At 77.5% G+C, this 21,216-nt stretch carries 18 protein-coding genes; 4 read left to right on the forward strand and 14 right to left on the reverse strand.

The genetic code is table 11. The features are described 5' to 3' along the window. Positions 1-19: 19 nt before the first annotated feature. The gene (locus ACI79V_RS02165) at positions 20-892 is read right to left on the reverse strand and encodes an ATP-grasp domain-containing protein (RefSeq protein WP_456886432.1); all 873 of its coding nucleotides are present in this window, start codon (positions 890-892) and stop codon (positions 20-22) included. A 39-nt stretch (positions 893-931) separates the two neighbouring features. Between ACI79V_RS02165 and ACI79V_RS02170 the strand changes: the two genes are divergently transcribed. Continuing rightward, complete coding sequence (locus ACI79V_RS02170; protein ID WP_456886434.1) at positions 932-1,885, forward strand: nucleoside hydrolase; 954 nt, start codon at positions 932-934, stop codon at positions 1,883-1,885. Positions 1,886-1,894: 9 nt separating this feature from the next. On the opposite strand, the gene ACI79V_RS02175 is transcribed toward ACI79V_RS02170, so the two are convergent. Beyond that, on the reverse strand, positions 1,895-2,584 hold the full coding sequence (locus ACI79V_RS02175) for a GAF and ANTAR domain-containing protein (protein WP_456886436.1): 690 nt from the start codon (positions 2,582-2,584) through the stop codon (positions 1,895-1,897). A gap of 150 nt (positions 2,585-2,734) precedes the next feature. Here ACI79V_RS02175 and ACI79V_RS02180 point away from each other — a divergent pair, with 150 nt between their 5' ends. Beyond that, on the forward strand, positions 2,735-3,232 hold the full coding sequence (locus ACI79V_RS02180) for an ATP-binding protein (RefSeq protein WP_456886785.1): 498 nt from the start codon (positions 2,735-2,737) through the stop codon (positions 3,230-3,232). Positions 3,233-3,236: 4 nt separating this feature from the next. On the opposite strand, the gene ACI79V_RS02185 is transcribed toward ACI79V_RS02180, so the two are convergent. The 8 genes from ACI79V_RS02185 to ACI79V_RS02220 form a co-directional block, all read right to left on the reverse strand. Further along, the gene (locus ACI79V_RS02185) at positions 3,237-3,473 is read right to left on the reverse strand and encodes a hypothetical protein (protein WP_456876746.1); all 237 of its coding nucleotides are present in this window, start codon (positions 3,471-3,473) and stop codon (positions 3,237-3,239) included. A gap of 49 nt (positions 3,474-3,522) precedes the next feature. After that, positions 3,523-4,227: an NYN domain-containing protein gene (locus tag ACI79V_RS02190; RefSeq protein ID WP_456886438.1), complete on the reverse strand. Its 705-nt coding sequence runs from the start codon at positions 4,225-4,227 to the stop codon at positions 3,523-3,525. A 126-nt stretch (positions 4,228-4,353) separates the two neighbouring features. Then, complete coding sequence (locus ACI79V_RS02195; protein WP_456886440.1) at positions 4,354-6,456, reverse strand: putative bifunctional diguanylate cyclase/phosphodiesterase; 2,103 nt, start codon at positions 6,454-6,456, stop codon at positions 4,354-4,356. A gap of 143 nt (positions 6,457-6,599) precedes the next feature. After that, positions 6,600-8,249: an acyl-CoA dehydrogenase family protein gene (locus tag ACI79V_RS02200; protein WP_456886442.1), complete on the reverse strand. Its 1,650-nt coding sequence runs from the start codon at positions 8,247-8,249 to the stop codon at positions 6,600-6,602. Positions 8,250-8,382: 133 nt separating this feature from the next. Further along, complete coding sequence (locus tag ACI79V_RS02205) at positions 8,383-9,600, reverse strand: DUF222 domain-containing protein (RefSeq protein ID WP_456886443.1); 1,218 nt, start codon at positions 9,598-9,600, stop codon at positions 8,383-8,385. 128 nt (positions 9,601-9,728) lie between these two features. Further along, positions 9,729-10,124, reverse strand: a complete 396-nt coding sequence (locus tag ACI79V_RS02210) for an SRPBCC family protein (protein ID WP_456886445.1) — start codon at positions 10,122-10,124, stop codon at positions 9,729-9,731. Beyond that, on the reverse strand, positions 10,121-10,468 hold the full coding sequence (locus tag ACI79V_RS02215; RefSeq protein ID WP_456886447.1) for a hypothetical protein: 348 nt from the start codon (positions 10,466-10,468) through the stop codon (positions 10,121-10,123). The genes ACI79V_RS02210 and ACI79V_RS02215 overlap by 4 nt, the downstream gene beginning before the upstream one ends. Beyond that, positions 10,465-11,748: a competence/damage-inducible protein A gene (locus tag ACI79V_RS02220; RefSeq protein ID WP_456886449.1), complete on the reverse strand. Its 1,284-nt coding sequence runs from the start codon at positions 11,746-11,748 to the stop codon at positions 10,465-10,467. Before ACI79V_RS02220 ends, ACI79V_RS02215 begins: the two co-directional genes overlap by 4 nt. Before the next feature lie 298 nt (positions 11,749-12,046). Here ACI79V_RS02220 and ACI79V_RS02225 point away from each other — a divergent pair, with 298 nt between their 5' ends. Beyond that, positions 12,047-12,805 carry a hypothetical protein gene (locus ACI79V_RS02225; RefSeq protein ID WP_456886451.1) on the forward strand — a complete coding sequence of 253 codons (759 nt, stop codon included), beginning with the start codon at positions 12,047-12,049 and terminating at the stop codon, positions 12,803-12,805. Positions 12,806-12,818: 13 nt separating this feature from the next. Here the strand turns inward: ACI79V_RS02225 and ACI79V_RS02230 are convergent, their stop codons facing one another. Continuing rightward, a complete protein-coding gene (locus ACI79V_RS02230) occupies positions 12,819-14,462 on the reverse strand; it encodes a serine/threonine protein kinase (RefSeq protein ID WP_456886452.1) in 1,644 nt (547 codons plus the stop codon). 14 nt (positions 14,463-14,476) lie between these two features. Then, entirely contained in the window at positions 14,477-16,222 is a 1,746-nt protein-coding gene (locus tag ACI79V_RS02235) for a serine/threonine-protein kinase (RefSeq protein WP_456886454.1), read from the reverse strand. Between the two features lie 302 nt (positions 16,223-16,524). On the opposite strand from ACI79V_RS02235, the gene ACI79V_RS02240 reads away from it, so the two are divergent. Next, positions 16,525-17,319 carry an enoyl-CoA hydratase/isomerase family protein gene (locus tag ACI79V_RS02240; RefSeq protein ID WP_456886455.1) on the forward strand — a complete coding sequence of 265 codons (795 nt, stop codon included), beginning with the start codon at positions 16,525-16,527 and terminating at the stop codon, positions 17,317-17,319. A 470-nt stretch (positions 17,320-17,789) separates the two neighbouring features. On the opposite strand, the gene ACI79V_RS02245 is transcribed toward ACI79V_RS02240, so the two are convergent. Further along, a complete protein-coding gene (locus ACI79V_RS02245) occupies positions 17,790-19,415 on the reverse strand; it encodes a dynamin family protein (RefSeq protein WP_456886457.1) in 1,626 nt (541 codons plus the stop codon). Next, positions 19,412-21,196: a dynamin family protein gene (locus ACI79V_RS02250; RefSeq protein WP_456886458.1), complete on the reverse strand. Its 1,785-nt coding sequence runs from the start codon at positions 21,194-21,196 to the stop codon at positions 19,412-19,414. Before ACI79V_RS02250 ends, ACI79V_RS02245 begins: the two co-directional genes overlap by 4 nt. Positions 21,197-21,216: the final 20 nt, after the last annotated feature.

Genomic DNA, 21,216 nt, shown 5'->3' on the forward strand with positions numbered 1-21,216 from the left:
GCCGGGAGCGCGACGCCGGTCAGCCGACCCGGGTGCTGATCGCCGCGGCGAACCGCTCGGCCGCGCCGGCGTCGGTGGTGAGGAACAGGCTCGGCTCGGTGAGCTCCACCTCGATCACCTGGGGCCCGTCCGCGCCGGGCACCAGGTCCACGCGCGCGTACAACGGGGTCCGCCCCGTCCGCTCCACCACCCAGGCCAGCACCCGGTCGCCGACCGCCCGCTGGGCCGGGGTCGCGGTGCGGGCGGTGATCTCCTCCTCGGCGTACAGGCCCTCGCCCAGCGCCTCGCCGGCGAGCAGCGCTCCCTTGCCGAACGCGTGGCTGTGGGCGCCGTCGACGTAGACCAGGCCGGTCTCCCCCTCGGCGTCGAGCCGGTCGAGGTAGGGCTGCACCATCACCGCCCGGCCGCCGGCCAGGATCCGCGCGGCGAGGGCCCCCGCGCCGTCCCGGTCGGCCGGTGCGAAGCGGACGGTGTCCCGCGCGCCGGCCGAGACGACCGGCTTGACCACCACGTCGCCGGGCCAGCGCTCCAGCGCGGCCGCGGCGTCCCCCGGCGCCTCGACCCACGCCGTGGGGACCACGGGCACCCCGGCGGCGGCCAGCTCGCGCAGGTAGCGCTTGTCGGTGTTCCAGGCCAGGACGTCGGCCGGGTTGGCCAGCAGCGTGGCGGCCTCCACCCGGCGCGCCCAGGCGAGGAACTCCGCGCGCCGCGGCGCGTAGTCCCAGGTCGACCGGACGACGACGGCGGCCGCGGCGCCCCAGTCGACGCCGCCGTCGGCCCAGTCGGCGGGAGCGGCGGACAGCCCCGCGGCGGCCAGGGCGGCGAGCAGCAGCGGCTCGTCCTCGTCCCGGCCCGCGGCGGCGGCACAGCTGGCGAGGAGCACGTCGGGCACGGCTCGATCCTGCCCGACGGGGTCTGCTGGGATGTCCGGGTGGCTGCCCCCCGCCCCTTGGTGATCGACACCGATCCCGGCATCGACGACGCCATCGCGATCCTGCTGGCCCTCGCCAGCCCCGAGGTGGACCTGCGCCTGGTGACGACGACGCACGGCAACGTCGAGCTGGCGCAGACCACCGACAACGCGCTGCGCGTGCTGCACCTGGCCGGCCGGTCCGACGTCCCGGTCGCCGCCGGCGCGGCCGAGTCGCTGGTCTACCCGCAGCCGGAGCGGGCCGGGCACGTGCACGGGACGGCCGGTCTCGGCGGGGTGCAGCTGCCGCCGTCGCCGGCCGCCGTCGACCCGCGGCCGGCCGTCGTCGCGCTCGCCGAGCTGCTGCTGGGCAGCCAGGAGCCGGTGACCGTCGCGGCGATCGGGCCGTGGACCAACATCGCGCTGCTGCTGGCCACCTACCCGGAGGCCGCGGCGCGGATCGACCGGCTGGTCCTCATGGGGGGCTCGGCCGCCCGGGGCGGCAACGTGACCGCCGCCGCCGAGTTCAACGTGTGGGCCGATCCCGAGGCCGCCGCGCGCGTGCTCGGCTCGACGGTGCCCACCGTCCTCGTCGGGCTCGACGTCACCGTGCCCACGGTGCTGGGCGAGGACGGCATCGCGCGGTTCGCCGCGGCCGGGCCGGTGGGCGCGGCGGCGGCGGCGATCCTGCAGCAGTACCTGGACAACGCCCGCAGCTCGTACGGCACGGCCGGCGTCGTCGTCCACGACGCCCTGGCCCTCACCGAGGCGATCGTCCCCGGCACGCTGGGCACCGTCCGCCGCGACGTCGTCGTGGACACCACCCGGGGCGCCGGTCGCGGGCAGACGCTGGTCGACCGCCGCTCGGTGTCGGACTCCCCCACCGCGGTCGACGTCGCCGAGACCGTCGACAGCCCCGCCGCCGTGGAGTTCCTCGTCGGCCGGCTGGCCGACCTGGCCGCCCGGGCCGGCTGAGCGCAGGGGTCAGTCGGGGGGCCGGGTCGAGGCGACGATGCCCGCGGCGATGTCGCGGAGCTTGCGGTTGTAGCGCTGCGAGGCGGCCCGCAAGATGTCGAAGGCGCCGTCGGCGTCCACCCCCCGCTGCGCCATGAGCACGCCCTTCGCCTGCTCGATCACCGCGCGCGACTGCATCGCCAGCTCCATGTTGCGGGCCCGGTCACCGAGCTCGGCGTGCGCGTCGGCGTTCGCGACGGCGACCGCCACGGCCTCGGCCACCTCGCGGGCCGCCTCGGCCGAGGCCTCGGTGGAGAAGGCGCCGGGCCGCGTGGAGTAGATGTTCAGCGCGCCGATCGCGGTCCCCTGGTAGGGCAGCGGCGTCGACAGCGAGCTGAGGACCCCGACCTCCACCACCCGCGGCGTGTAGTCGGGCCAGCGGGTCTCGGTGCGCATGTCGTCGATCCGCAGCTGGACCCCGCCCCGGCCGGCGTCCAGGCAGGGCCCGTAGCCGCGCTCGTACTGCATCTCGTCGGCGGCCAGCGCCACGTCGCCGTGGTGTGCCGCGGTCGTCGGGGTGTCCCCCCGGACCAGCGTGATCGACGTCGCCTCGGCACCGGGCACGTGCTCGGCCGCCAGCCGGGTCACCTCCCCGAGGACGTGCGACAGCTCCCGGTCGACCAGCTGCAGCCGGCTCAGCGCACGCCAGAGGTCCTCCACGGGCCCATCCTGCCGGGGCACGGCGCCACCTGGGGCAGGGAAGACGCCCGGATCGGTTCCTGAACCGGGGGCCGCCGGTGCAGCCCACGACGGTTTCGGCCAGGATGGACGCCGGTGAGGGCGCCACGGAACAGGACTCGAGGGGTGACGATGGGCCAGGAGGCGTGGCCGCTGGTACCGGTGCCCTCGGTCGCAGGCGACGTCTGGCACTGGCAGCTGGAGGCCATGCACGTGGTGTCCCGCGTGCGGGCCGACCTGCGGGCCCGCATCGCCCACCCGTCGGTCAGCTCGTCGTCGACCGAGGACGCCCGCGACGGCCTGCTGCTGGTGTTCGAGGAACTGGCCTCCAACGCGCTGCGCCACGGCGGCGGCGACGTCCGCGCCCTGGTGGTGGCCAGCCCCTCCGGCTGGCTGCTCGACCTCAGCGACGAGGCGCCCGACCGCCCGCCGGTGCCGGCCGTCGACCGCGACCCCTCCCTGGGCGGGATGGGGCTGCACCTGGTGGCGCAGCTGTCGGTCGACTACGGCTGGGAGCGCCGGCCGGGCCGCAAGCACGTCTGGTCGCGGCTGCCCTCCGGGCTGGCCCCGCTCGAGGGCATCGGCGACCGGGTCCCCGAGCCGCGCAGCCCGCAGTTCCCGCGCGACTGACCCCTCAGGCCGAGTCGGCCACCGCGGCGCCCTCGTGCTCGGCGCGGGCGCAGTGCGCGCAGCAGTAGAACTGGCCCTCGACGACGACGCCGTGGCCGATCACCTTCACCCCGCAGTGCTCGCAGATCGGGGCCATGCGGTGGATGGCGCACTCGAAGCTGTCGAAGGTGTGCCGGGCGCCCTGCGCCACCACCTCGAAGCTCATGTCGTAGTCGTTGCCGCAGACCTCGCAGACCGCCATGGGCCCTTCCTTCCCCGGCGGCAGCCCGCGGACACCGCCGTCCCGGGGGTCAGCCGTTGCGGCGGGCGGTCCAGGAGGAGACGAAGTCGCGCAGGCTCCGGGTGGGCCGCAGCCACGCCCCGTCGGGCGGGAGGGCGTCGAGGCGGACCCGGTCGAGGGGGGCGGCGAAGGCACCGGGCACGTCCTCGATGTCGATGAACTCGAGCAGGTCCGAGCCGATCGCGTAGCCGGCGACCTCGCTGAAGGCGACGACGACGACCTGCGTGCCCGCGCGCGCGAGCTCCTCGAGCGGCTCGGCGAAGTTGCGGCCGTCGCCGGAGAAGACGACCAGGCGGCGCAGCCGGTAGCCGTGCCGGCGGACGTCGATGTGGTCGAGCATCGCCTGGTCGATGTCGTCGTCGGGCTGGGACTTCGGCCGGGCGAACACGGCGTAGCCGAAGCCGCGCAGCGCCTCCACCCAGCGCTGCAGCGACCCGACGACGGGCGGGATGTTGGCGAAGACGCAGGCCTCGACCTCGGGCGCGTCCGGGGCGGCCGGGTCGCCGGCGCCGTCGACGAACCAGGCGGCGATCGCGTCGAAGCGCGGGCGGGAGGCGGCGGTGGGGCGGGCACCGATGACCGTGGACAGGGTCATGTCGATGTTCGGCGCGTCCCAGATGAGCAGGTCCAGCGCCGGCCGTCCCCGGCCCTCCGCCTCGTCGGGCAGCGCGGCTGCCGCCCCGGCCGGCTCGTCGGCCACGATCGTGTCGGTCACGGGGGCAGTCTGCCCGGCCGGCTCCCGGACCGGCGGCCCGGCCGGTGAGGTGGCCCGGCGGACGGCGCGGCGGCGCACCGGTCCGCTCACCCCGCCCGTCCCGTCACCGGTCCACCGCGGCGGCGCTCAGCCGAGCTGGCCGGCGAGGGCCATCGCGCAGGAGTCACCGCCGCCGGCGCGGACCCGCTGCGCCCAGCGCTCGACCTCGACGGCCGCCATCGGGTGGGCGAGCAGGTAGCCCTGGGCGGAGTCGCACCCCGCCTCGCGGACCATCCGCAGGTGCTCGGCGGTCTCCACGCCCTCGGCGACCGAGCGGATGCCCAGGGTGTGCGCCAGCTCGACGATCGCGCCGAGCACCGCGCCGGTGCCCCCGGCGGCCAGGCGCTCGGCCGCGGCGATGAGCGACCGGTCGATCTTCAGCGTGCCGATGGGCAGGGCCATGAGCTGGGCCAGCGAGGACCAGCCGGTGCCGAAGTCGTCGATCGCCACCCGGACGCCGAACTGCCGCAGCACGGCGAGCTGGTCCTCCGCGCGGGTCGGGTCCTCGGCGACACAGGTCTCGGTCAGCTCGAGCATCAGCTGCTCGGGGTCCAGGCCGGAGTCCTTGAGCGCGGTGCGGACGTCGCGCACGAGCGTCTCGGCGGAGAAGTGCCGGGCGCTGATGTTGACCGCCATGCGCAGCGCCAGGCCCTGCCGCGCCCACTCGGCGGCCTGCCGGGTGGTCTCCCGCAGCAGCCAGCGGGTGATCGGGATGAGCTGCCCGGTCTCCTCGGCGACGGAGAGGAAGGCGTCGGGGCCGAGCAGGCCACGCTCGGGGTGCCGCCAGCGCAGCAGCGCCTCGACCCCCTCCACCTCGCCGGTGTCGAGCCGCACGACGGGCTGGTAGTGGACGACGAACTGGTCCATGGCGCCGTCGCGGAGCCGGGTGGCGACGTCCATCCGCCAGCGGGCGGCGTCGCGCAGGTCCGGGGAGAACAGCCGGACCCGGTCCCGGCCGGCGGCCTTGGCCGCGTACCCGGCGGCGTCGGCGTCGCTGAGCAGCTGGTGGGCGTGCCGCGTGCCGGGCTGGGCGACGGCGACCCCGATGCTCGCCGACACCGGCACGGTGAGCCCGGCGGCGGTGAACGGCCGGGTGAAGGAGCGCTGCAGCCGGAAGGCGAGGGCGGCCGCCTCCGGGGTGTCGCAGGAGCGGGCGAGGACGACGAACTGGTCGCCGCCGAGCCGGCCGACGGCGTCGCCGGGGCGGACCTGGCCGGCCAGCCGGGCGCCCACCTGGCGCAGCAGCTCGTCGCCGACCTCGTGGCCCAGCGAGTCGTTGACGGTCTTGAAGCCGTCGAGGTCGAGGAACAGCAGGGTGGTCCGCGACGACTCGTCGGCCAGCGCCTCGCCGATGAGCTCGAGGACGCGGGCGCGGTTGGGCAGGCCGGTGAGGTCGTCGTGGGAGGCCTGCCAGGCCAGCTGCTGCTCGTGGCGGGCGCGCTCGCTGATGTCGGTGTGGGTGATGACGACCTGTCCGGCGTCGTCCACCCGCGCGGCCTGCAGCCGCCACCAGGTGGTGGCGCCGCCCAGTTCGTGCGCGTAGTCGTGGGTGAACGTGCGCGGGACGACGCCGTCGGGCCCGGTGCGGAGCCGGCGCAGGCCGGCGTCGATCCGGTGGGCGTCCTCCGGCGCCAGCCCCTGCCGGATCCGCGTCACGTAGTCGTCCCCGACGTCGGCCGGCTCCCAGCCGCCCTGGCGGATCCGGTCGGCGTTGCCCGCCCAGACCCGGTTGACCGTGCGGATCCGGCCGTCGCCGTCGAGCAGGACCGTGGGCGAGGGCAGCGCGTCGAGCACCCCGGCCAGGTCCTCCAGCCGGCGCGCCTGCGCGGCCTGCTGGCGGTGCCGGGTGTCGATGTCGCGGAGGAAGACCACGACCCCGCCGTCCGCGTCGGGGGAGACGCGGACCTCGAACCACCGGTCGTGCGGCTCGTACAGGTACTCGAAGGCGCACGGGCGGCCGTCGGCGACGGCGGCGTGCACGTGGGACTGCAACCGGGAGCCGAGCACGTCGGGGACGCAGTCGCGGACCGGGCGGCCGAGCAGCCGCGCCGGCGGCCGCTGGAGGAGCTCCGAGAGGGCGGCGTTGACCCAGGTGAAGCGCCACTCCGAGTCGAGTCGGCACACGGCGTCCGGGACGCTGGCCAGCAGGTCCGGTGGTAGGACCGTGCCTGCATGGTCGTATCGCTGCACGCGCTCTCTCTCCCCCTGCCGCACCCCGGGTCCCGCCCAGCGGGCCGCCTCCGGGAACGGACCGGGACGGGATGGGAAGTCGGTCCGTGCGCGACGCCTGTCCGAGAGTAGTGGAGCCGGGAGGGGTCGGGCAGGACCCGTGCTCAGACGCCCGGTCCGTTCCCTCGTGCCGCCGGGACGGCCGACCGCGCGACCAGGCGGGCCACCGGGACGCCGGCGGGGAGAGTGCCCAGCACGGTGCCCCAGTCGCCGCCCAGGCGCGTGGCGCAGAAGGCGTCGGCGACCTCCGGCGGGCTGTACCGGAGCAGCAGGGAGGCCTGCAGGCACAGGGCCAGCAGCCCGGCGACGCGGCGGGCGCGCAGCGGCAGCGCGTCGGGGTCCCCGAGCTCGGCGGAGAGCCGCTTGACGGCGTCGTCGAAGCGCGGGTCGGCGCCGCGGACGAGCTCGAGCTCGGCGGTGACCGCGGCCAGCGACTCGGCGGAGCGGCCGAGGGCGCGCAGCACGTCGAGGGCGATGACGTTGCCCGAGCCCTCCCAGATGCTGTTGAGCGGCGCCTGCCGGTAGAGCCGCGGCAGGCCGGACTCCTCGACGTAGCCGTTGCCGCCGAGGACCTCCATGGCCTCACCGACGACGGCGGGGGTCCGCTTGCACACGAGGAACTTGGCCGCGGCGCCCGCCAGCCGGAGGAACGCCGTCTCGCCGGCGTCGACCGCGGCGGCCAGCCGGATCGCCAGCGCCGTCGCGGCCTCGCTCTCGACGGCGAGATCGGCGAGGACGTTCTGCATGAGCGGCTGGTCGGCGAGCGGGGCGCCGAACGCGCGGCGGTGGCGGGCGTGGTGCAGCGCCTGGGTCAGCGCCGCGCGGACGGTGGCCGCGGAGCCGATGACGCAGTCGAGCCGGGTGGCGTTGACCATCTCGATGATCGTCGGGACCCCGCGGCCGGGGTCGCCGACCAGCCAGCCGGTGGTGCCGTCGAACTCGACCTCGCTGGAGGCGTTGGCGCGGTCGCCGAGCTTGTCCTTGAGCCGCTGGAGGCGGAAGACGTTGCGGCTGCCGTCGGGGAGCACCCGGGGGACGAGGAAGCAGGACAGCCCCTCCGGCAGCTGGGCGAGCAGGAGGAAGAGGTCGCTCATCGGGGCGCTGGTGAACCACTTGTGGCCGGTGAGCGCGTACGTCCCGTCGGCGGCCGGCGCGGCACGGGTGGTGTTGGTGCGGACGTCGGAGCCGCCCTGCTTCTCCGTCATGCCCATGCCGGCCACGAGGCCGGGCTTGGCAGCGGGATCGGTCAGGCCGGGGGCGTAGCCGGTGCCGGTGAGGCCCGGTCCGTAGCGGGCCGCCAGGTCCGGGGCGGCGCGCAGCGCGGGGACGGCGGCGTAGGTCATCGTCACGGGGCAGCCGTGACCGGCCTCGACCTGGGTCCAGGCGAGGTAGCCGACGGCGCGGCGGACGTGCGCGTGCCGGTCGCCGGCGTCGGCCGCGGCCCAGGCGGTGCCGGCCAGGCCGTGGGCGAACGCGGTCCGCATGAGCTCGTGCCAGGCCGGGTGGAACTCGACCTCGTCGATCCGGTGCCCGTAGCGGTCGTGGGTGCGCAGGACGGGGCGGTTCTCGTCGGCCAGCCGGCCCCACTCGCGCGCCTGCTCGCTGCCCGCCAGCCGGCCCAGGTCGGCCAGCGACGCGAGCGTGGCCTGGTCCGCGTGCCGGAGGCAGGCCTCGGCGAGCACCGCGTCCCCGGCGATCGGGTCGAACCCGGCCAGCGGCGGGACCTGGTTGGTGACCTCGTGCGTCGCGCTCACGGCGGGCACCGTACGACCCCCCGCGCCGGCCCGGTCCACACCCCGCGCCGGCGTCGTCGTCCGGGTACGCAGGCCGACCCGCCGTTCCACGTGGAACGGCGGGTCGGCGGGTGTCCGTGGTCGGCGGCCGGGTTCAGGCGGCGGTGGGCATCGGAGGGCCGAGGCAGGCGGTGATCTCCGATCCGTCCGGCCGGTACGTGCGCCATCGCCCGTCCGGTTGCCGTTCGACGCGGAACCCGTGGTGGACCTTGGTGTGGTGCCGCTCGCACAACAGCGCCGAATTGTCGAGTGAGGTCTCGCCGCCGTCGATCCAGTGCACCAGGTGGTGCACGTCGGCCCAGTGACTCGGGGCGTCACAGCCGGCGAACACACAGCCCCCGTCGCGCAGCTCGACCGCGCGCCGCAGCTGCCGGCTGACCAGTCGCCGGCTGCGGCCCAGGTCGAGCGGCACCCCGTCGGGCCCGAACACCACCCGGGAGATCTGCCCGTCGCAGGCCGGCCACCGCGCCCGGGCGGCGAAGATGGTGGCCCCGAAGCCCATGGCGGCGGCGCCGGGCCCGGTGGCCGGGTCGGCCAGGTCGTCGAGGTCCACCCGGACGGCCACGCGCGGCTTGACGGTGCGCAGCACCGGGAGGGTGCCCGCCGCCAGCGTGGTGTCGGCCCACTGCACCCAGGCATCCCCCAGCCGCTGCGCTCTGGTGCGCCGGTCGCCGGCGGGCCGGTCGGCCTGCACGTGGGACTCGAGGGCGGTCTGCACCTTCTCCCCACCCACGGCATCCAGGTGGCCGCGGAAGCTCACGCTGCCATCGGCGTGCCTGACCACCGTCAGCGACCGACCCTCGGTCGGATCGGGCTCGAGCCCGTCCGGGTCGAGGCGGGCCAGAAGGCCGGCCACCGTGCCGGCCAGCTCGCTGTGGGTCTGCAGACCGGCGGCGACGGCGAGCGCGGCGTCGATCTCGGCCAGGTCGACGTCCTGCGCGGCGGCGCGGGCCAGGTTGGCCGGCGTGGCCACCTGCGCGATCTCGGCGGCCCGCCCGGCGGTGGTGGTGCCGGCGGCGAACCCGGCGGCGACGGCAGGCAGGTGCTCCAGCGCGCGGCCGGTGTGCACCAGCTTGGATGCCTCCGCCGAGGCCAGGTGCCCGTGTCCGCGCAGCCACGACTGGACCGTCTTGTGCCCGTCGAACTCCGCGGCGCCGGCCAGCTCGGCCTGGCGCACGGTGCGGGCCAGCTCGGCGGCCAGCCGGTTCTGCGCGACCAGCAGGGCCCGCAGCCGCTCGTTGAGTTGCGGGCCGAACATGGCGGTCAGGTCGTCGTCGGCGAGTACGTCCAGCGCTGTCCGCAGCTCGTCCACGACACCCCCCCCCACGACTCGATCGCGTGTTCGAAGACTACCGCACGGATGAGCCCGTGGCGAGCCGAATGTGCAGGTCAGCGGCTTGTCCACAGATCTCCGTCGGCACTTGACGCGACCGGGAACGGTCAGTCGAGCGGCCGGACCAGGCGGCTGATCGCCACCTGGGCCAGCGGCGCGTAACCGACCACGACGGGCAGCGGCCCGGTGATCCGCAGGCCGGTGGTGCTGCCGCCGTCGGGACCGTCGGACACCCAGTGCAGGAGGTACAGCCGCACCGGGCCGGCCCTCACCGTCCACGCCCACCGTCGAGCGGCCTCGTCCACCGACTCGACGGCGAACGGCAGGCTCACCCCGGCGGGCCCCCGCACCCGCCCCGTCACCCCGGCGGCCAGCCGCGGGACCGGCACCTGCACGCCGGTGATCTGCGGCGCCCAGGTCGGCCACCGCGCGGGCTGCGCGTAGCGCTCCCACACCTCGGCCGGCGGCTCCGGCCCGGTGGCGTGCAGGGTCAGGGCGGTCACGGCGCCTCCTCGACCAGCGGGACCCGGCACTGCACGACGACGGCGAGCAGGCCGTCGGCGGTACCGGACGCGTGCTCCTCCCCCGGCTCCCACACCGCCGCCTCACCGGTCGCCAGCGGGCGCCGGGCGCCGTCCGCCCCCGACACCCAGCCGCTGCCCTCGACGGCGAGGAAGGGCTGCCAGAGGCGGGTCGGGTGGCGGCCGACCGTGCCGCCGCGTGCCAGGCGGACGACGTCGACGGCGACCGCGTCCTGCAGCCCCCCGACGAGCGCGGCCCGCACCAGCGACGCGCCGGCGCTGCCGAACTCCGTCAGCGGACGGGCGGGCGTCCTCGACACCCTCACGCCGGCGGACCGCCGATGAGCAGCTGCCGCAGCAGGTGCAGCGCCAGGACCACCGCCCGCTCGCGCACCGCCGTCCGCGACCCCGGCAGCCGCACCGACCTCGCCCGGGTCCCCGACGGCCCGATGACGCTCAGGTGCACGGTGCCCACGGGCTTCTCCGGTGTCCCGCCGCCGGGACCGGCGATGCCGGTGATGCCCACGCCGACGTCGGCACCGAAGCGTGCCCGCGCGCCCTCCGCCAGTGCCTGCGCCACCTGCGGGCTCACCGCGCCGAACTCGGCGAGCATCTCCCCCGGCACGCCGACGAGCTGCTCCTTCGCCGAGTTGGCGTAGGAGGTGATCCCGCCGAGCACCCACGCCGACGACCCCGCCCGCTCGATCAGCCGGGCCACCAGCAGGCCGCCGGTGCACGACTCGGCGGTGGCGATCGTGAGCCCCTGGCCGAGCAGCGCGTCCGCGACCAGGTCGTCCAACGTCGGGCCGGTGGAGAAGAGCGTGGCCGCGTAGTCCTCGGCCAGCACCGCGGCCAGCCGGTCGTAGGCCGGCTGTGCCTCGGGCGGGAAGCGGGTGACGATCTCCAGCTCGCCCTCGCGCAGGCAGGTGGTGATCTCCAGCCCGTCGAGCTCGGCCTCGTGCTCGCGCAGCGTGGCGGCGAGCTGGGCCTCGAGCGTGCCCCACAGCCGCACGGTCTCCTGCCGCACCTCGGTGGCCCCGGCCAGCGCCGCCCGCACCGGTGCGGCGGCCAGCGCCGCCGGCCACATGCCCTGCAGCTCCGACGGGGGCCCGGGCAGCACGACGACGACCGGCCCGGTGCGCCCGTCCGCCGGCGGGACGACGAGGCCCGGGGCGGTGCCCACCGGCTCGAGCACGGTGGCGCCCGCCGGGACCATCGCCTGCTTGCGGACGCCGGCCGCCGTCGCCTCGGGGTCGGCCCGCCAGCCACGGCGGGCCATCAGCCGCTCCACGATCGCGGCGACCCGCTGCTCGAGGTCGGGGTCGACGGCGAGCCGGCGGCCCTGCACCTCGCCGACGAGGGCGGCGGTCAGGTCGTCGGCGGTGGGTCCGAGCCCGCCGGTCGTGATGACCAGGTCGACGCCGGCCGAGGCGAGGTACCCCAGCGCCCCGCGCATGTCGTCGGGCCGGTCGCCGACCACGAGGACGGCGCCGACGTCGACGCCGGCCTGCCGCAGCTCCTCGGCCAGCCAGGGCCCGTTGCGGTCGGCGACCCGTCCGGTCAGGACCTCGGTGCCGGTGACGACGATGCCCGCGCGGGTGACCACCGCCCGACCCTAGAAGGACCCCCGTGCTCCCCGCCGCTCGCGAGCTGGCAGCCGGACCCGTTGATCCGCCGCCGAGTGAGCGGTTGTCGCCGCCCGACGAGGCGTGTCGGCGCGTGTCGTCGACCGCGAGTGCTCACTCGGGTCGCCAGGGCGCGGCGCGGTCGGACGGCGAGGGCGGAGACCGAGGGCCCCGACGGCCGGACCCGCCGACCCACCTCCGCGGCCCCGCGGACCGCCCCGGTTAGCGTGCAGGGGAGGGCCCGACCCGGTCCACCGCCGACCGCCTGGAGGAACGACCGTGACCGCCTCGACGCCGCCGGCCGGCCCGCGCACGCAGGAGATCGCCATCCCGCCGGCCGGATCGGCCCCCGCCGACCCGGCCGTGCACGGGGCGACCGCCGTCGGCGCGGCCCACGAGCACACGACCCCTGCCGCGGCTCCCCTGCCGCCGCCCGCCTACCCGACCACCGCTCCGCAGCCCGCCGTCGTCGAGCCGGCGACCGCCGTCGCCCCGCCCGCGGGGACCGCGGTCGACGGCCCGCAGCCCACCGGTCCGCTGGACTCCTTCTTCGGCGCACCGCCGCCCCCGCCGGCGGCCCAGCCGGGCGCGGCCGCACCGCCGGCCGGCGCCCCCGAGGCGGGGACGCCGTCCCGCCGCCGCGCCGCGCGCGCCCCCCGCGCCCCGCGGACGCCGCGCGCTCGGGCGGTGCTCCTCACGACCGGCCTCGGCGTGCTGGGCCTCGTGCTGCTCGAGCTCGGGCTGGCGCTGCGGCTGGGCGGTCAGGTCCTCTGGTCGGACCTGCCGCTGTGGTCGGCGTTCGCGACGCTCGCCGCGCTGGTCGCCGTCGTCGGCCTTGCCGCGAGCCTGCTCCCGGGCGGGCGGCTGCGCCCGGCCGTCGGCGACCGGCTGGCCCTCGGCGGCCTGGCCGGTCTGGCGGTGTTCTGGGTGCTCATCGCCCTGCCCCGGGTCGACTCCGACCGCGGGTTCCTGCTGACGGCGGCGCTCGGGGCGATCGGCGTGGCCGTCTGGCTGGCGCCGTCCCGCCGCGGCAGCTGAGGACGGCGGCGGGTCAGTCGTCGCGCCCCCGGCCCTCCCCCCCGCCGTTCCCGTTGCCGTTGCCCCCGCCGTTGCCGTTGCCGTTGCCCTGACCGGGGCCCTCCCCGTCGTCGGGGTCCTCGGGCTCCTCCGGCTCGTCCGGGCCGTCGGAGTCCTCGGGGGCCTCGGGTTCCTCCGGCTCGGGGACGGCGGGCTCCGGAGCGCCGGGCGCGACCGGCGCGACGGGAGCCGGCGCGACGGGCTGGGGAGCGACCGGGGCCGGGGTGGCCGGCTCGGCGGTGACCGGACCCGGGCCGGATCCGCCGGTGGAGAACCCGCCTCCCGTCTGCCAGCCCCGCGACCAGGGCGCCTCCTCCACCGGTGCCGGCTGGGGCTCCTGGGTCTCCGGCGGGGCGGACGGCGGCGGGGGCGGCGCGACCGCGACGGTCAGCGTGACCGGGTCGCCGGGTGCCAGCAACCCCACCGGTGTCACCGCGAGCACGGTCCCCGGCACCGCGGTGCCGTTCTCCTCGGTCATGCGGGTCACCCGCAGGCCGGCGGCCACCAGCTCGTCCTCGACCTCGTCGGCGAGGCGCCCCACGGCGTCGTCCCGGCGGAGCTCCAGGCCCGTGGGGGCCGCGTCGGCCACGGCGGCCGGCGGGGTGCTCGACCCGGTCCCGACCAGCTGCAGGACGCCGACGCCCAGGACGGCGCCCGCGGCGAGCGTGCCGACCGCGGTGAGCGCCCGGGCGGCGCGCGGCCGGCGCGGTGGTGAGCCGGCGAGGCGCGGCGCGCCGAGCGGCAGCGGCGCGGTCACGGGCGCCGGCGCGGGCGGCAGCGGGCTCCCGGTGCGCACCGCGTCCACGACCTCGAGCAGCGCCGCGCCGTCGGCGGGACGGCCGGCCGGGTCCTTGACCAGCATCCGGGCCACCAGCTCGCGCACCGGCGCCGGGACGACGGCGGGCAGCGGCTCGGGCTCCTCGCGGATCTGCCGCAGCGCGATCTGGACCGGGTTCTCGCCGTCGAAGGCGCGCCGCCCGGTCAGGCACTCCCACGCCACCATGCCGAGCGCGTAGACGTCGCTGGCCGGGCCCGCCTTGCCGCCGGCGGCCTGCTCGGGCGACAGGTAGTGCGCGGTGCCGACCACCTGGCCGGTGCGCGTGAGCGGCATGCTCCCGGCCGACCAGGCGATGCCGAAGTCGGTGATCCGGACGACGCCGTCGCGGCCGACGAGCAGGTTGCCCGGCTTGACGTCGCGGTGCACGACCCCGGCGGCGTGGGCCGCGGCGAGGCCGGCCGCGGTCTGCCCCACCAGGTCCAGCACCCGGTCGGGCGGCAGCGGCGCCTCCCGCGCGAGCAGGGCCGACAGCGGCTCGCCGTCGACGAGCTCCATCACCAGGTGGGCGCAGACCAGGCCGTCCTCGTCGACCTGCTCGCCGTAGTCGAACAGCGCGGCGATGTTGCGGTGCGTGAGCCGCCCGGCCAGCTGCGCCTCGGTGCGGAAGCGGCTGCGCACGGTGTCGTCGCCGCTGTACTCCGCGCGCAGCAGCTTCACCGCGACCGGGCGGTCGAGCAGCGTGTCGCGTCCCCGCCAGACCTGCCCCATGCCGCCGGTGGCGATGAGGGCGTCGAGCGCGTAGCGGCCTCCGAGCACCCGCCGCGTCGAGCTCCCGGTCACCGCCACTCCCTCGATCAGGCCTGCGGCGATCCTGCCCCAGGCGAGGCGGTGCCGCTCGCCGTGGAGGACTGCGGCGACTCGGAAGTCACGGGGGCCGACGGCGAGGTCGGCGTGGGTGTCCCGGTCGGCGTCGCCGACCGGGTCGTCGCCGGGGTCGTCGGGGCCGTCGGCCGGGTCGGCCGGGTGGATGCCGACGTCGTGGGCGTCGCCGTGTCGGTGGCGTCGGGCGCCGTCGTCCCGCCCGCGGTGGTGGGCGCGGCCGCCGGGTCCGGCGCCGGGGCCGGGTCCGGCGCCGGGGCCGGCGTCGTCCCGGTGGAGCCGGTCGGCTCCGCGGTGGGCTGGGTGACCTGACCGGGCGCGGCGGCGCCGCTCACCGGCGACCACTGTCCCCGGTCGCCGTCCCCGTTCCACCACCCGCCGTCGTCGGCCGGCGGCGCCACGGCGAAGGTGACGACGACGTCGTCGCCGGGGCGGAGCACGACGCCGCTGGGCGAGACCGCGAGGACGCGGCCCGGGACCGCGCGGTCCGTGACCTGCTCGCGGCGCTCGACGGCGAGGCCCAGCGCGGACAGCTGCGTGGCGACGTCGTCGACCGGCCGGCCGAGGTGGTCGCTCTCGAGGACGAGCACGCCCTCCTCGTCCTCCCGGGTCTGCGCGGCGGCGACGGCCTGCGGACGGGGGTCGGTCACCGCGGACAGGACGGCCGCGGCCACGCCGGCGCCGACGAGGAGGGCCAGCAGCGGCACCAGGACGGCGGCGGTCCGCCGCCGCGGCCGGGGCGGGGGGCTGCGGTGCGGCCGGCCGGCCGACGGGCCGGGCAGCGCCTGGGTGGCCGGGCCCGCGTCGGGTGCGGGCGGCCCGGGGACCGCGGGGCCGCCGTCCGCGGGGGCCGCGGCGGGGGCCGGGGGCTCGAACTCGGGCAGCCGGCCGGCGCGGGCGTCCTCGACGGCGGCGACGAACGCCGCGCCGTCAGGCATCCGCGCCGCCGGGTCCTTGGACAGGGCGCGGCGGATGAGCGTGCGGACGCCGCCGGGCAGGTCGTCGGGCAACGGCTCGGGGTCGGACCGCAGCTGCTTGAGCGCGATGGTGACCGCGTTGTCCCCGTCGAAGGCGGGGTGCCCGGTGAGGCACTCGTAGCCGACGAGGCCGAGGGCGTAGACGTCGCTGGCGGGGGTGGCCAGGTGCCCCTCGGCCTGCTCGGGCGAGAGGTACTGCGGCGTGCCGATGACCTGGCCGGTGCGGGTCAGCGGCACGCTGCCGGCCGACCAGGCGATGCCGAAGTCGGTGATCTTCACGCTGCCGTCGGGCCGGACCAGGATGTTGCCCGGCTTGACGTCGCGGTGGACCAGGCCCGCCCGGTGCGCCTCGGCGAGGGCGGCGGCGGTCTGGCTGAGCACCGACAGCGTGGTGGCGGTGTCGAGCCGGCCCTCCTGCCGCAGCAGCGCCGACAGCGGCTGGCCCTCGACCAGCTCCATGACGAGGTAGGCCAGCTGCTCGCCGGTGTCGCCCGCCTCGGCCTCGCCGTAGTCGTACACGGCGGCGATGTTCGGGTGGCTCAGCGCCGCGGCGTGCTGGGCCTCGGCGCGGAAGCGGGCGAGGAAGGTCGGGTCGCCGGTGTACTCGCTGCGCAGCACCTTGACCGCGACCGGCCGGTGCAGCAGCAGGTCGGTGGCGCGCCACACCTGGCCCATCCCGCCGGACGCGATGAGCTGGACGAGCTCGTAGCGGTCACCGACCATCCGGCGACCCGGTTCCACCACGGGAGCTCTCCCATCCCTGTCGGCCCTGCTGCCGACGCCGTCCACCCGGGACGCCGCACCCCCCGCCGGAGTGCCCGGGCCGTCCGCGACCACACATGTTTACAGCCGCCTCACCCGTCCGGGGAGTCCCGTGCGTCACGGCTCCGTATCGACCCGCCGACCAGCGGGTGAACGACCTCCGGTGCGGCGGGGATCGCCGGGTCCTCCGGGTCAACGCCGCCGCCGCCCGCCGGCCTCCCGGACCGGGTGTCGCGCCGGTCACCCGGGGCCGCGGTGCCGCGGGCGCGTGGCAGGGTGGCCGCATGTCCGAGACAACGGTGACCCCGACCACGGTGACCCGCGAGGACGCCGGCGGCGTCGCGACGGTCACCCTCCAGCGACCGGGACTCGGCCGCGCGATGCGCCGGGAGCTGCTCGAGGTGGTGCAGGCGATCGCCGCCGACGAGTCGGTGCGCGCGGTGCTGCTGACCGGCACGGGCCGGGCGTTCTGCGTCGGCCAGGACCTCGGTGAGCACGTCGAGGCGCTGCGGGGGGACGCGTCGACCTCGCTGTCGGTGGTCGAGGAGGAGTACAACCCGCTGCTGCTGGCGCTGGCGGCGCTGCGGGTGCCCGTCGTCGTCGGCGTCAACGGGGCCTGTGCCGGGGCGGGACTGGGGATCGCGATGGCCGGCGACCTGCGGGTGGCCGCGGCCGGTGCGAAGTTCACCACCGCGTTCACCGGCATCGGGCTGTCCAGCGACTCCGGGCTGGCCGCCCGGCTGGTGCACAGCGTGGGCCTGGGCCGGGCCACCGAGCTGCTGCTGCTGCCCGACCCGTTCCCCGCGGAGTCCGCGCTGCAGTGGGGCCTGGTGCACCGCGTGGTCCCGGCCGAGCAGGTGGCCGGCGAGGCGCGGGCCCTCGCCGAGCGGCTCGCGGCCGGACCGACGGCGGCCTACCGGGCGGTGAAGACGGTGCTGGCCAGCGCGGCCACCGACCGGCTGGAGGACTCGCTGGCGCTCGAGGCGCGGCTGCAGACCCGGCTGGGGCAGACCGCCGACCACGCCGAGGCGGTCGAGGCGTTCCTGGCCAAGCGGCCGCCGCGCTTCACCGGCCGGTGACGGAGCGCGGGCCGATGGCGCGGGCCGGCACACCGGGGGACGGCGGGACGCCCGCGGACCCGGGGGAGCGGCCGCTGCCCGCCCGGCCGGCGCCGGGCCGGGCGGCCGACCGGGAGCCGCCGCCGCGGCCCGCGACCGTGAGCTCCGTGGCCCTCCCCCTCGCCCCGCGGGAGCCCCAGCGGCCCCGGGCCGTCTCCGTGGCGGCGGCGCTGTGGTGGGCCGGCTGCCTCGCGGCCGCCGTCGGGGTCGTGGCGATGCTGCTCGACCGCGCGGCGCTCGACGCGCGGCTGACGGCCACCGCGACCGCCGAGGACCCCACGGCCTCCCCCGAGCTCGTCGCCGACGGCGTGCAGGCCCTGGTCCTCACCCTGGTCGGCGCGGTCGGGCTGCTGGTGCTGCTCTCGCTGCTCTGGCTGGCGCTGGTGCTGCGGCGCCGGTCGTGGGCGCGGTGGGCGCTGCTGGCGACCCTGCTACCGACCCTGCTCGTCCTCGACGTCACGCAGAGCGTGGCGGCCGGCGACGCCGACCTCGACCGGGTCGCCCTGGTCGCCGCGGCCGGCCTGTTCCTCGTCGCGGTCGTCCCGCTGTTCCTCCGCTCCGCCCGCGCCTGGTACCGACGCGCCCGCTGACCACCCGTCCAGCGCGGCGAGCAGCGCCTCGCACGAGCGGACGACGACGTCGGCGGCGTCGGCCGTCGCCCGGTCGGCCAGCGGGTCGGCCGCGGCCGCGCGCCAGCGCCCGAGCGCGCCGTGGGCCGCCGCGCGCAGGGCCGCGGGAGGGGTGTCCGCGGGCAGGCCGAGCCGGGCGGCGGGGCCGGTGCCCTCCCCGCCGAGCAGCCGGCGCCCCTCGGCCTCGGCACCGGCGGGGAGCACCGCGGCGGGCCCCCGGGAGCGGGCCAGCAGCTCGAGCTCGTCGAGGTCGGGCAGGGACAGCCGGATCCGCTCGAGCTCCGCGCCGAGCCGGGTCGAGCCGACTCCCGGGTGCTCGGCGAGCACGGCGCCGAGCAGCCGCAGCGCGGTCCCGGCGCGCACCAGCGCGCCCCGCTCGGTGACCTGCACCCGGATGAGCCGCTGCAGCTCCACCAGGCCGCTGCGGCGCAGCAGCTCCTCGGCGAGCGCCGGCGCGTCGGGGACGCCGGCGCGCACCAGCGTCACCGCCAGCCGGGTCCCGTAGAGCCCCAGCCGGTCGAGCAGCCCCTCCCGCACCTCCCGCGACGGCGCACCGGGCACCTCCGCGCGGACGAACCGGTCGGCCGTGAGCAGCATGCTGACGACCCGGCCGGGCTCGACGCCGGCCAGCGAGCGCAGCACGGTGAAGTCGCCCTGCCGGAGGGTGCGGCCGGCCAGCGCCAGCAGCCCGGTCACCGGCACCACCGCGGAGCTGACCGCCTGCACGGCCGGGTCGGTGGACATCCGCCGGGCCACCGAGGCGGCCGCCTCCAGCGCGTCCAGCCGCCCCGCCCCCACCTCGTCGGCCCGGGACAGCACGGTGATCGTGGCGGTGCGCCCGCCGGTGGCCTCCTGGAAGGCCGCGAGGACGGCGAGGTCCTCCGGCTGCGGCTGCCGGGTCAGGAAGACGATCGCGTCGGCGCCCGAGAGGCCGTCGTCGGCCGCCAGGAAGGCGTGGGTGCGCGCGCTGGTGCCCGTCGACAGCGAGGCGGTGCCGGGGGTGTCGACGACGGTGGCGGGGAGCAGGTCGGCCGAGGGCCAGTCGACCTCCAGCGACGCGACCTCCTCCGGCGGGGTGCCGCCGAGCTCCAGCCGCAGCCCGCCACCGGCCCGGCGCACCGGCAGGTGCCGGGAGCCGCCGTCGGTGCCGTGCAGCACGACGCGCGGGGTGGCGCCGTACCGGTAGAGGGTCACCACCCGGGTGCACTCGCCGGCGTCGGTGGGCGCGACGCGGGCGCCGACCAGGGCGTTGAGCAGGGTGGACTTGCCCGACTTGACCCGGCCGACCAGCGCCAGGCGCAGCGGCTCGTCGAGCCGCCGCCGCGCCTCGGCCAGCCGCGCGGCGACCTCCGGCTGCCCGCCGAAGGCCGCGACGGCGTCGTCGAGCAGGGCCCGGACGGCGTCGGTGGCGGCCGGCGCGTCCGTCACGGCACGGCCACCGGCGCACGGGCGAGCCGGGCGACGTCGGCGGCGAGCCGGTCGAGCTGGTCACGCCGCTGGCGCAGGACCCGGGTGCGGGCGTCGCGGTCGGCGGTGGCGGCCTGCACCGAGCGCTGCGCGGCCGCGACCGCGTCGGACAGCGACCGGGACACCTCGTCGGCGGTGTCGGTGATCAGGTCGCGCAGCGTGCGCTGCACCGCGCGCAGCCGGTCCTTGAGGTGCTTGCCGACCTGGAAGACCACCTCGTCGAGGTGCCGTCGCACCACCGTCCGGGCCTCGCTCTCGCGGCGCTGGCGGCGCTGCTTCTGGTCGTCGGTGTAGGCCTTGCGGCCCATGAGCACGCCGGCGGCCAGCGACAGCGGGTTGATGATGGCCATGCCCGCAAGGCTGGTGACCAGGCCGGTCATCAGCACACCGGTGTAGGACCCGCGCAGCCCGACCAGGGTGCGCTCGCGCAGCGTCATGGCGCCGTCGTCGATGACGGGCACGTCGACGAGGTGGTCGAGCGCCTCGCCGGCGGCCCCCACCGACAGCGCGGGGACCACGCCGCCGCCGTCGCGCTCGAACTGCTCGACCACCCGCTCGGCCAGCCACTGCGACCGCTGCTCGGCCCAGACGTAGCTGTCGGCCACCGCGGCCGCGACCCGCTCGTCGAGCCACGCGGCGATCTCCGGCCAGGCCGGGCCGGGATCGCGGGCGGCGATGACCTCCTCGGCCTCCCGGACCACCACCCGCGAGCGGTCGCGCAGGTCGTGGTCGATGTCGGCCATGAGGTCGGTGACACCGTCGGCGAGCACCTGCTGCCAGCGCGACGAGCGGCGCCGCTGCTCGTCGGCCGCCGCCCGCGCCTCCTCCAGCTCCCGCAGCAGCTCCTCACGGCCGGCGGGGTCCTCGAGGACGGCCAGCTCGCTGCGCACCGCCAGGGACAGCTGCTCGGTGACGGCGGAGAGGTCGTGCAGCAGCGACCGGCGGGCCAGCGTCCCGGCCCGGTCGACGACCTCCCGGCGCAGGTGGTCGACCAGCGCGGCGATCCCCGACTCCGCGTGCAGCTCCCGGTCGCGGTGCTGCACCGCCAGCAGCGCCAGCGCCGAGGACACGGCGAACAGCGGCGCGTCGAGCCCGCGGTCGGCCAGGTGGCGCCGGTCGATCTCCTCGACGACGCGCCAGTCGGGGCAGACGTCGGTCTTGGTGAGCACGCAGACGACGACCGGGCACAGCGCGGCGGCCTGGTCGAGCAGGGCCATCTCCGGCGCGGTGAACTCCTGGCTGGCGTCGGAGACGAAGACGACGGCGTCGGCGGTGGGCAGCAGGTCCAGGGTGGCCAGCGAGTGCGCGATCCCGACGCCCCCCACGCCGGCGGTGTCGACCAGCTCGAGCCCGCCCTCGAGCAGCCGGCGCGGGAGCTCCACCTCGGCCTGCACCAGGCCGCGGGCGCCCGCGCCGGTGACCGCCGCGGCGACCGTCTCGACGGGCACGGTCTCCCGCTCGGTGCCGTCCCCGCGCACGAGGGTCGCCCGCGGCTCGGCGCCGGCCCGGACCACCGTGGGGACGGCGGTGACGACGTCGTCGGCCACCGGGCACACCGGCACGCCGACCAGCGCGTTGACCAGCGAGCTCTTGCCCTGCTTGGGCTCGCCGACCACCAGCACGCGCACGCCCGGGGTGCGCGAGCGCTCGGCGGCCAGCGTCAGCCGGCGGTGCAGCTCCGGGCGCTCGCACGCCTGCGCGAGCACCAGCGCCCGCTCGACGAGCTGTTCGGGTGTGACCACGCCCACCTCCTGGTCCTCCC

The sequence above is a fragment of the Geodermatophilus sp. SYSU D00700 genome (assembly GCF_054050255.1).